The sequence below is a fragment of the Agrobacterium bohemicum genome, from assembly GCF_002896715.1.
GTDB classification, from domain to species: Bacteria; Pseudomonadota; Alphaproteobacteria; order Rhizobiales; family Rhizobiaceae; genus Agrobacterium; species Agrobacterium bohemicum.
In genome coordinates this window covers 59,569-70,567 of record NZ_PGEL01000026.1, presented here as the reverse complement: position 1 = coordinate 70,567, position 10,999 = coordinate 59,569, and the positions used below count along the sequence as shown (strand labels likewise).

The 10,999-nt window shown below is 55.5% G+C and carries 11 protein-coding genes; 9 read left to right on the top strand and 2 right to left on the bottom strand.

The genetic code is table 11. The features are described from left to right. Window positions 1-40 precede the first annotated feature (40 nt). The gene (locus CUC55_RS13980) at window positions 41-730 is read right to left on the bottom strand and encodes a Crp/Fnr family transcriptional regulator (RefSeq protein WP_082760210.1); all 690 of its coding nucleotides are present in this window, start codon (window positions 728-730) and stop codon (window positions 41-43) included. Window positions 731-872: 142 nt separating this feature from the next. On the opposite strand from CUC55_RS13980, the gene CUC55_RS13975 reads away from it, so the two are divergent. Together CUC55_RS13975 and CUC55_RS13970 are read left to right on the top strand one after the other, a co-directional pair. After that, a complete protein-coding gene (locus CUC55_RS13975; protein ID WP_103088262.1) occupies window positions 873-1,106 on the top strand; it encodes a DUF6894 family protein in 234 nt (77 codons plus the stop codon). Between the two features lie 221 nt (window positions 1,107-1,327). Further along, the gene (locus CUC55_RS13970; RefSeq protein ID WP_103088261.1) at window positions 1,328-1,837 is read left to right on the top strand and encodes an RNA polymerase sigma factor; all 510 of its coding nucleotides are present in this window, start codon (window positions 1,328-1,330) and stop codon (window positions 1,835-1,837) included. A gap of 71 nt (window positions 1,838-1,908) precedes the next feature. Here the strand turns inward: CUC55_RS13970 and CUC55_RS13965 are convergent, their stop codons facing one another. Next, window positions 1,909-2,349: an RbsD/FucU family protein gene (locus tag CUC55_RS13965; RefSeq protein ID WP_103088260.1), complete on the bottom strand. Its 441-nt coding sequence runs from the start codon at window positions 2,347-2,349 to the stop codon at window positions 1,909-1,911. A 350-nt stretch (window positions 2,350-2,699) separates the two neighbouring features. Here CUC55_RS13965 and CUC55_RS13960 point away from each other — a divergent pair, with 350 nt between their 5' ends. The 7 genes from CUC55_RS13960 (at window position 2,700) to CUC55_RS13930 (ending at window position 10,988) form a co-directional block, all read left to right on the top strand. After that, on the top strand, window positions 2,700-3,761 hold the full coding sequence (locus CUC55_RS13960) for an ABC transporter ATP-binding protein (RefSeq protein ID WP_103088259.1): 1,062 nt from the start codon (window positions 2,700-2,702) through the stop codon (window positions 3,759-3,761). A 74-nt stretch (window positions 3,762-3,835) separates the two neighbouring features. Continuing rightward, window positions 3,836-5,497 carry a type 2 periplasmic-binding domain-containing protein gene (locus tag CUC55_RS13955; protein ID WP_067646453.1) on the top strand — a complete coding sequence of 554 codons (1,662 nt, stop codon included), beginning with the start codon at window positions 3,836-3,838 and terminating at the stop codon, window positions 5,495-5,497. 88 nt (window positions 5,498-5,585) lie between these two features. Beyond that, window positions 5,586-6,695 (top strand): carbohydrate ABC transporter permease, encoded by a 1,110-nt coding sequence (locus CUC55_RS13950; RefSeq protein ID WP_103088258.1) that lies wholly within the window; start codon window positions 5,586-5,588, stop codon window positions 6,693-6,695. Window positions 6,696-6,706: 11 nt separating this feature from the next. Beyond that, window positions 6,707-7,630 (top strand): carbohydrate ABC transporter permease, encoded by a 924-nt coding sequence (locus CUC55_RS13945; protein WP_067646447.1) that lies wholly within the window; start codon window positions 6,707-6,709, stop codon window positions 7,628-7,630. Window positions 7,631-7,709: 79 nt separating this feature from the next. Continuing rightward, the gene (gene rbsK / locus CUC55_RS13940; protein ID WP_103088257.1) at window positions 7,710-8,630 is read left to right on the top strand and encodes a ribokinase; all 921 of its coding nucleotides are present in this window, start codon (window positions 7,710-7,712) and stop codon (window positions 8,628-8,630) included. A 231-nt stretch (window positions 8,631-8,861) separates the two neighbouring features. Next, window positions 8,862-9,833, top strand: coding sequence for a sugar phosphate isomerase/epimerase family protein (locus tag CUC55_RS13935; RefSeq protein ID WP_170063894.1), 972 nt, complete (start codon window positions 8,862-8,864; stop codon window positions 9,831-9,833). A gap of 90 nt (window positions 9,834-9,923) precedes the next feature. Then, the gene (locus CUC55_RS13930) at window positions 9,924-10,988 is read left to right on the top strand and encodes a sugar ABC transporter substrate-binding protein (protein WP_170063889.1); all 1,065 of its coding nucleotides are present in this window, start codon (window positions 9,924-9,926) and stop codon (window positions 10,986-10,988) included. The last annotated feature ends 11 nt before the right edge of the window (window positions 10,989-10,999 follow it).

Genomic DNA, 10,999 nt, shown 5'->3' with positions numbered 1-10,999 from the left:
GTGACCCGATCGCAGAATGCGGTCAGGCCAGAGCCCCCCGTTAGCGATGCGAGATCAAGCGTCGATATTCCGCTTCCGGTATTCCGTAAGAATCCCCGGCTGTTTCCTCGAGAATCCTGCGGTCTCTGACGGTAATCAGCGCACGTTCTGCCTTAATGGCCAGATTACCCTCCAGCTTATGCAGGGCATCTGTGACGCTCGGCCGTCTTACACCCAGCATAACAGCCAGAAAATCATGTGTCAGGGGAAGTTCGTCACCGAGACGGTCCTGGCACATCAGAAGCCAGCGGGCGAGCCGCTGCTCCACGCCGTATCGCCCGTCTGCCAGCGCCGTCGCTGCGATCTGGATCATGAACACATGTGCGTATCGCAGAAGAAGCTCGCGAAGCGTGCGACTGTCATCCATGAGCCCGACAAGGTCAGGCGAAGCGATCCTGAGTGCTTTACCTCCAGCCTGCATGAACGCCTTGTGAGGGCTGGAGTCTACACCCAGTAATACAGGCACGCCAGAACAGCCGTCGTTACCTATACACCCCACCTCGATTGATTTGCTGGCTACGACGACCTCTGAGGAAAGCCCACTCTCGAAAAAGTAGACATGCTTGATTGGCTCGTAGCTTTCGAACAACGACGCTTCCTGCTCCAAAGCAACAGGTTCGAGATGGGGTCGCACAAGATCGATGTCTTCTGCGGACAGAGTTTTAAGCAAACCATTATTGGTCCAGGTCAATGGGGCACCCTTTCTTGATGTCGGTAAGGCATGATGCGGCGGCAAAGCAGAGTTCAAAGCGACCTCTCATTTCCGCGGCATGTCAGAATTCGATGAAACTTTAGCAAGTGCCGATGGTTCGAAGTGAAATCGGAGATTTGAGATGCGCTATTACTTTCACGTCCGTACCCATGGAAAACTGGCAAGAGATCCAGAAGGCGCGGAGTTCGAAACACTCGAAGCGGCATGTGATGAGGCCTTTCATGCTGCCCGTGAAATTCTGGCTGAACGTTTGGCACAGGGCGAGGTTATCGACGGAGAAATCTTTGAGATTACCACCGAAANCGGTGATATCGTCGGAACCGTTCCATTCCGGACGGCCGTGAGAATGGGATGAGGAAAAGGGTCTGCGAGAAAAATAAAGAGCAACCTGCTTATTACCTTTGTAATCCAAGGATTTTCCATACCAAAAATACCCCATTCTCTTGGCGGCACTTACTCTAAATCACCGTGGATGCAAGTATATTAGACAGATCGTACGCTAGCGTACTGTTGTGCCTTTTATCGGAACGATGACGGTTTCTACGACTTGATCTACCTCTAGCAAGGAGATCAAGCATGTCCTCAGACTTAAAGATTCAGCAGGAAATTGTCGCTCTTATCCCAGCACTTCAAAAGTTCGCATGGCGTTTTCATCGCACGCAGACCGATGTGGATGACCTTGTTCAGGAAACGCTGCTCAAGGCTCTCAAAGCGATGCACTCCTTTACGCCCGGTACCAGTCTAAAATCCTGGATGTTTACGATCATGCGCAATGCGCATCACACCGCCTACCAGAAAAGCAAGCGCACGACGGTTGGGACTGACAACATGGAGCATCGCATTCCCGCAGCGCCATTTCCACAGGAGTGGGCNGTGCGCAAGATCGAATATGATCGTGCGTTGAAAGCAATGCCGACCGTTTATCGTCACGTCTTTCATCTCGTTATCGAGGATGGCAAAGCTTATGACGATGCTGCAAGTGAATGCAAANTCTCGGTTGGAACCGTCAAGAGCCGTGTTAACCGGGCCAAGCATTTTCTCGCCAACCACATGGGCGACACCATGTCTACCGTTGCAGCCATCTGACCTTCAACAGAATACTAAAAGCGATATCTTTTAACCCGGTAATCTTTTTGCCGGGTTTTGCTTTGTTTTTCCTAGCAAACGCCTTTGCTGAAANTGAAGCACCCATACGGCCCGGGGTCTGATGTTCTGACGATTGCGAAGGACTTCTTGGCGGCCTCGTAAAACGCAAACCGTTCCAGCGGCTCTATCAGTACCGCGCGGCCTTCGGAACGATCGACCACGGCTTGCATAGCCGCAAAAATCGGAACCTGACCTTCGGGNTCGCCGACCACCTGCATGCGTTTAACCGGTGCATCGACGAATGTGTCTAGCGGAAAAAGCGTCAGTATCGCTTCCGCTGCACGCGTAAGCCCGCAGCCGGAAACATCGATCAGGCGACCGTATGTCGTTTGTTTGGCAATGGTCTGGGCGGGATGGTTGATGTCGCACAAGACCAATTGATCGCCATGGCCCATCAACATAAGGGCATAAAGAAGCTCTGCATTTAAGGCCGGATCTATTCCTTTAAGCATCTCACATGCCTTCCCAATTTTTCTTCACGAATTGTGAACTTTTTGTAATGTAGTGGATCCTTGCGCAACAGAGAGGCCACATCTTAGATGGCCGCCGCTCTATTTCAACTGTTTTTATTCGTAAANTCGCGATTATTCCGAGATGGGAGAGCGAGGGTCCAAAATATTTAACAAACTCGGGAAGATGTAATTTACAATAAGATATAATTGTGTGAAGTTCGGGTATCGGACGATATCCTCCCGGGATAACGACATGGCGGCGGGTGCAGCAAGTTGTTGTATCCGCCGCATAAACGGGGGTGATGTCCGTGTCGCGAGGAGTATGCGACGCTCTGGGAGGAGAAGAACTTTTGGCATCGATGAATATCGTCAATGTCGGAAANGCCTATGGCAGCCTGACGGTTATCCATGGCGTTTCCGTTGAGATACCCGACGGCGAATTCGTCGTTCTGGTCGGCCCGTCGGGCTGCGGAAAATCGACGCTGCTGCGCATGGTCGCGGGTCTCGAACCGATTACTTTTGGTGATATCCAGATCGACGGCAAGGTGGTCAACGACCTGCCACCGAAGGACCGTGATATAGCGATGGTCTTCCAGAGCTATGCCCTTTATCCGCATAAGACGGTGGCGGAAAATATGGGTTTCGCGCTCAAAATGCGGGGCGAGACGAAAGCCGATATCGATGCCCGGGTCCGCAAAGCCGCCGAAATTCTCGATCTCGTTCCCTATCTTGCCCGCTACCCTCGCCAGCTCTCGGGCGGCCAGCGCCAGCGCGTGGCGATGGGACGCGCCATCGTGCGTGATCCCAAGGTCTTCCTGTTCGATGAACCGCTCTCCAATCTCGATGCCAAGCTGCGTGTACAGATGCGCGCGGAAATCAAGGAATTGCAGCGGCGGCTGGCCACGACCATGATTTACGTAACGCATGATCAGGTCGAAGCCATGACCATGGCGGACCGTATCGTTGTGTTGCGCGATGGACGGGTCGAGCAGATTGGCTCGCCTCTGACGCTCTACGATAAGCCCGCCAACACATTCGTTGCCGGTTTCATCGGATCTCCATCCATGAACCTCATCAAGGGTCATATCCGTAGCGGCGGAGAGCCTTATTTCGAAACCGATGAGGGCATCCGTCTGCCGCTTGTCCGCGCACCTGCTGGTTCCGATGGTCAATCCGCATTTTACGGCATCAGGCCAGAGCATTTCGCGCTCGGCGGTCCCGTCAACGCGCAAGTCACTGTCGTGGAATCGACCGGCTCGGAAACACAGGTCTTTGCGAAACTCGGGCAGCAGAAGATCATCGGCGTGTTTCGTGACCGGGTGGAAGAACCCTCGGGTGGCACCATTGCAATGACGCCGAATGCCGAATTGGTCCATCTGTTCGATGGCGAAAGCGGGCAGCGGCTGGAATGAATTCTACCTGACGCTTTGAGGAGATAGCGTCAGCAACCACAAAAGTGGCGTATCAATAACGGGAGGAGAACCACATGAAAGTCAGTGATTTCGAAAGAATGATGGCGATTGGGCTGAGCCGCCGCGCCATTTTGAAAACCGGCGCGAGCCTCGGTGCAGTGGCTGCGTCCGGTAGCATGCTCGGCCCGATTGGATCGGCCTTCGCTCAGGATGCATCCTTGCGTACCCAGATTTTGCAGGTGCCGGGTGTGGGCAAGGGCTCACCAACGGATGCCGACTGGCAAAAAGTCGGTGAGATGTGCCTTGAGGCCACCAAGAAGAGCGTGAAGCAGGGCGAGTTTGCTGGTGTCGAACTTTCCTTCATGGGCCTAAACAACCAGAACCTCCACAACGTCCTGTTCCGCGGCTTCCTCAAGCCTTGGGAAGACTACACCGGCGCCAAGATCACCTGGATCGATCTGGCGCAGGCCGACTACAATCCGCGCCTCCAGCAGGCAATCGCCACCGGCACAGTCGATTTCGACCTTCTCGAAATGGGCGCGCCATTCGAAGGCGATGTTTGCGGCAAGGGGCTGGCATCGGAAATGCCGGATTGGGTCAAGACCCAGATCGATATGGACGATTACGTCGATTACCTGAAAGCGCCCGTCGGTACCTGGGATGGCAAGACCTACCGTGTGTCCGTCGATGGCGATTGCCACAACTTCAACTATCGTACCGATTACTTCACCGATGCCGATTTGGCGAAGGCCTGGAAGGACGAAGGCCATGAAGGCGATTGGGCCGTGCCGAGAACTTGGCAGAAGGTGCAGGAAGTCACTAAGTTCCTCAAGGGTAAGAAAATTGGTGGCACCGATGCCATCGGCTATCTCGATTCGCCAAAGGCATGGGGTGGTTTCGGGTTCTACTTCCTCGGCAGCCGCGCAACGGCTTATGCCAAGCACCCCGACGACAAGGCCTGGTTGTTCGATACCGACACCATGAAGCCACGAATCAACAACCCAGCCTGGGTTCGTGCCATTCAGGATGTGATCGACGCGCTGCCATCTGAAGCGGGCGACCAGCTGAACGCCGATCCCGGCACGGCAGCTTTCCAGCAATTTCTGGCTGGCACCGGATCGATGGTGTCGTGGTGGGGTGATGTCGGTGCAGCTGCACGCACCAGCGATACCTCTGTTATCGGCGACAGCATCGGCTTTGATATTTTGCCTGGCTCTGACGATGTCTACAATTCCAAGACCGGCACATGGGACAAACTTGCCAGCGGCCCCAACTTTGCGCCCAACATGGCCTATCTCGGTTGGGGTGTTTATGTCATGGCCCGTGTCGACAGCGACGAGAAAAAGAAGAAAGCGGCCTGGAGTGCTGCAGCCCATCTCGGCGGCAAGGATTTGGCGTTGTGGACTGCTGCCTATCCATCCGGCTTCCAGTGCTATCGCAAAAGCCAGTTCGATATCAAGGAATGGGTAACGGCCGGGTATGACGAGGCGTTTATCTCGAGCTATCTCGCTTCCCAGTCCAACTCCTACAACCACCCCAATGCCGCCATCGAGCCACGCATACCGGGTATCTTCCAGTATTACAGTGTGGCGGAAGATGAACTGGCCAAGGTGTTTGCCGGACAGGCCAGTGCGCAGGAAGGGGCAGATGCTATCGCCGCAGCCTGGGAAAAGGTCACCGACCAGCTTGGTCGCGAAAAGCAGATCGCGCTTTACAAGGCTTCACTCGGAGCTTGATGCCTAAACCGATAGTCTCAGGCGGTCCAGCATTGTACCGCCTGAGCAACGACCGTTTGAATACGGCTTTCCAGCCTCGAGGTTGCCCATGTCGCATACGATCACGCCAACTTTGCAGCCCGTCGAACAGACCACCGTTCAACGGAGCGCCGCCAAGCGCGGCAAGCTTTTGCTGTTGGCCGCGACCGTTCTTATGTTTGTTGTCCTTGCTCTCCAGATATCGGATGCGGCGGGCTTTACCGCGTTTGGTTTCATCAGTTGGCGGCCGCTGCTGTTTGCCTATGTCATATGGGCTGTGGCGCTATGCGCCGCACAGGTGATGATCCGAGGGGAAGCGGGCCAGCGCGCGGCCTTCGTGCTCCCCGCCGTTCTCTTCACCGTCGCCATGGTCGTGTTTCCCACGGTATTTGGCCTCTATATCGCCTTTACTGACTGGAACCTCAGCGCCGCTGCCGGTCGTCGTTTCAACGGTCTGGATAATCTGCGCACCCTCTTTGCAGATCGTTATTTCTGGAACGCATTGCTGAACATGGTCTATTACGTTCTGTCGGTGCTGGTGCAATACGCCATTGCCTTCGGGCTGGCATTGCTTCTCAACGCTGAGATCAAGGCGCGCAAATTCTTCCGCGTCGCCTTCCTGTTACCGCTGATGCTCAGCCCGGTGGCCGTGAGCTGGATGATCGGCAAGTCGTTGATGGAGTATCGCTTCGGCCCGGCGGCTACGCTTGCGCGTTATCTCGGCTGGGACAATCCGGCATTCTTCTCGACACCATGGCTTGCCCGTTCATCGATCATTGCGATGGATGCCTGGGTGTCCATTCCCTTCATGATGATCCTGCTGCTTGCAGGCCTTCAGGCTTTGCCTTCCGAAATCAAGGAAGCCGCGAAAGTGGATGGTGCTTCGGGCTGGCAGAGCTTCAAGGAAATCACTTTTCCGCTCATGCTGCCTGTCAGCATCACCGTCATCATCCTGCGCATCATCTTTCAGCTGAANCTCGCCGATATCGTGATCAACGTTACCGCTGGCGGGCCAGGGGGCGCGACGGACACGGTGTCCAGCTTCATCTTCCGCGAATACCGGGACCGCTCGAATGTCGGTTACGGCACCATGCTGGCGGAGTTTTATCTCGTCATCATCATCATTTNCGTCGCGCTCATCCTCAAAGGGGCGAGCCGATGGATGCAACGCGACAATTGAGGCTGGACCCAATGGCAACACATGTTGAGATATCCACCACGCAGCCAAGCTTGTGGTCCCGCCGTCCGCAGTTTCTGACCAAAAGCCTGCTGATCTATGCGGCGCTGGTATTCTGGGCCTTTGTCTCGCTGTTTCCGATTTACTGGACGATCACGACGTCCTTCAAGACGGCTGTCAACGTCACCCAGGGACATCTTATTCCCTTCGTTGACTTCACACCGGACTGGAAGGGTTGGCGCTCGCTGGGGCTATCGCCGGATACGATTTTTGTTCAATCGACTGTCCGTGACGAGTTCGTCCGGCGTTTTTTCAACAGCATCGTCGCTTCTGCCGGCGCTTCGTTCCTCGCCGTTGTCATCGGCTCTCTTGCAGCTTACGGCCTTAGCCGCTTCTCCTATAAATTCCTCTGGATGAAGAACAAGGATATCTCCTTCTTCTTTCTGTCGCAGCTTATCCTGCCACCCGTCGTTTTGGCCATGCCATTTCTAGTACTCTACAAGCACCTCATGTTGCTCGATACTCTGGTCGGCCTCATCCTCGTTTATACGCTGATGGTGCTTCCCATCGTCATCTGGATCATGCGTGACCAGTTCGACACTATTCCCGTGGAACTGGAGCAGGCGGCGCTGGTTGATGGTTGCTCGATCTGGGGTGCATTCATGCGTATCGTTCTGCCCATCGCGCTCCCAGGTATGGTCGCGGCCTTCATCCTCTCGGTGATTCTATGCTGGAACGAGTATTTCTTCGCAGCACTCCTTACGAGTTCGAATGCGAAGACATTGCCGGTGATGGTAGCAAGCCAGACAGGCTCGCAAGGCATCAACTGGTGGTCCATGGCGGCCATCGCAACCGCAGCCATCATGCCGCTGGTGCTGGTCGGCATCTTCCTTGAACGTTACATCGTGAAGGGTCTGACGGCCGGGGCGGTCAAATAAACGACGTTAATGAGAAGACAATGCTCGATACAGCGTTGAACGCCAGCATTTTGCCTGGTTGAAAAGTTTGAGGTTTACCATGAAGTCTGGAGTTTCCATTCTCGGAATTTTCGTTGCCGATACCGCCTATCTTGCTCCGCGCATGCCAGCCGTCGGCGAGACGATTACCGGAAGCGGCTTTTCCGTTGGGCCAGGAGGCAAGGGTTCCAATCAGGCGGTCGCTGCTGCGCGCGCTGGTGCCGAGGTTTCCTTCATCTCCAAGATTGGTCGTGACACATTCGGTGACCTCGCGCTGAAANCATATGAGCAGGCTGGTGTAACGACCAATCTGACGATCATGGATGATCAGCCGACAGGCGCAGCCTTCATATACGTCAATGACAGCACGGGCGATAATGCCATCATCGTCTATGCGGGGNCCGCAGGCACGATCGATGTCAGCGATGTCGAGGCGGCGCGGGAGACCATCGAGAAATCGGCGGTGTTCGTGACTCAGTTGGAGCAGCCCGCGCAGGCGGCACAGCACGCGCTTCAAATCGCCCGCAACGCCGGTGTCAAAACGATATTCAACCCCGCGCCAGCCGAGCCCTTTCCGGCGGAAATCTATCGCCTCTGCGACTTTATCATTCCGAACGAGACGGAGGCCGCAGCCCTGGTCGGCTTTCCCATAGATACCATTGACGATGCCCAGCGCGCCGGTGATGAGTTCCTGTCTCGCGGTGTCGGCGTCGCAATCATCACGCTAGGTGGTCGCGGTGTGTTGTTTCATGCGCGAGGGCAGTCCGTTCATTTGCCTGCTTTCTCATGCGGTCCTACCTTGGACACGACGGGCGCTGGCGATGCTTTCGTGGGTGGCTTTGCAGCAGCATTGTCACGAGGAACCGGGCCGTGCCAAGCCGCGCGGTTTGGCTGTGCGACAGCCGGTATCGCCGTGACACGACGTGGTACAGCGCCTGCAATGCCGATGCTTGCCGAAATAGAGGCCGTCATGGCGCGCTGACGCCATGGGATTGTCGTCTGTTCTGACGGCAAGACTCGAGGCTCATTTCACATCTTGTCATCAATAGCTGCTGGAACCTCGGCGGCCCTTCTCCGCATGCCTCTGTGTTGTGCAGCGGACTCGAAAAANCACCGATTTGATGCGTCGCACAACATATATAGCTTTACAAAATAAAATTAATTTGTGAAGTTACGTTCACAACGACGGAAGTGAGCTAGATCTGTGACCCAATTGAAATTCGCCACCCGACTGAATTCCTTCGCCTCGAAGCCGGCTGCCGAGTGGCCTGACCTATCCGGCAAGCCGACAATGCTGCAGATGGCAAAGCGCGCTGCAAAGGTGCAGGGTCTGACTGATCTCGACCTTAACTACCCTGACCATGTAGCCGAAGATCCTGCACTTCTCGCGCGTCAGATCGGAGATTTGGGCTTGGCAATTAACGGTTTTGCCATGCGCTACTACACCAATCCTGCCTTTAAGATTGGTGCCTTTACCAACCCGGATGCTGCTGTCAGACGCGAAGCGATCGACTTGACGAAAAAGGGCATTGATGCCGCGCGTGCCGCTGGCAGCAATCTGATGACCCTGTGGCTTGGCCAGGATGGTTTCGATTATGCCTTCCAGGCTGATTACCACACTCTGTGGCAACACGAAATTGATGGTATTCGTGAAGTGTGTGCGCATGATCCCGATTGCCTTGTCAGCATCGAATACAAGCCAAACGAGCCTCGCTCCTACAGCCTGATGCCCGATTGTGCGACGACACTTCTGGCAATCAAAGACGTCGATATGCCCAATCTCGGCGTCACGCTGGACTTCGCGCATGTGCTTTATGCCGACGAGCAGCCCGCTTTTGCAGCGGCCCTGATCGCCCGTTACAGCCGCGTCCTCGGTGTTCATTNGAACGATGGTTATGCCAAGCGTGATGATGGCCTGATGGTCGGTGCTGTCCACACGCAGCAAACCATCGAGCTTCTGCGTCAGATCCGTAAAGACGGCTACGATGGCGCCATCTACTTCGACACGTTCCCGGATATGACTGGCCTAGACCCCGTTCACGAATGCGAGGTCAATATCCAGACCGTCAAGCGGATGTTGAAAATCGTGGATCGCATCGAGCAGGACAATCGCCTGTCCGGTGCCGTGGAGCGGCAGGATGCCGTTTCCGCCCAAGCCGTCATTCAGGAGCTTATGCTCGGCTGAAGCAAGACCGCTGACATTCTCGAAATCTGAACCTTTTACCAAAGGCATGCCGAAGGTTTGCCGAAAACAACACCATCCGGGAGGAAACCGATGAAGACCTTTTTGAAANCCACGATGGCTGCCGGGCTTGCCGCCAGCTTCCTGTTCAGCGCCGCTTTTGCGCAGGAACTTGCGCCGCTTAATTCCGACACGGAAAANGACCGCATGGACTGGTCGCAGCTTGAAGCCAAGCTCGGCCCATTCCCGAAACTGCCTGAAGGTACGAAAGCTGGCGCGGTTTCCAAGACGCTGACCAACGAATACTGGCGCTCGCTCGGTCTCGGATATGAGGCTTTCGGCAAGAAGGTCAACGTTCCCGTTGCTTACCAGGCCGCCCAGAGCGAGGGTGACCAGTTGGGCCAGTTGACGATTGCAGAAGGAATGATCACGCAGGGTTTCAATGTCTTGCTGGTATCGCCGCAGACGGATGCCAATCTGCAGCCGGTGATCGAACAAGCCAAGGCCGCCAATATTCCTGTCGTCAACGTCAACGACGCGGTCATTCCGCAGGCGGAACACTATGTTGGTAACGTCCAGCGCGACAACGGCGTGCGTGTTGCCAAGTGGTTCATCCAAAACCGCCCTGAAGGCGGCAAGGTGGCCATCGTTGAAGGCCAGGCTGGCGTTTATGCCGCCGTGCAGCGTACCGATGGCTTCAAGTCGACCATCAGCGAAGGCGGCAAGTTCCAGGTCGTCGCCAGCGTTCCCGGTAACTGGGATCGCCAGACGTCTTATGATGCCGCCACCAACATTCTCAACCAGCACCCTGATCTAATCGGCTTTTACGCCAACAATGACGGCATGGCGCTCGGTATTGTCGAAGCGGTCAAGGCTGCCGGTCTTGCAGGCAAGGTCGCGGTTTTCGGCACGGATGGCATTTCCGATGCCTACGCGTCCATCAAGGCTGGCGAACTCACCGGAACCGTGGACAGCTTCCCGGTTCTGACGGGCGAAGTCGCACTCGAAACCGCGTTGCGCCTTGTTGCCGGTCAGAAATTGCCGCGCGTGGTCGCCACCCCGCAGGCGCTGATCACTGCTGACAATCTCAGCCGCTATCAGGGCGAGGGCGTCGATCTGCGCGCCGTGCTGATGGAAGATGCCAAGACGGCCAAGTAATGAGTGCTCAG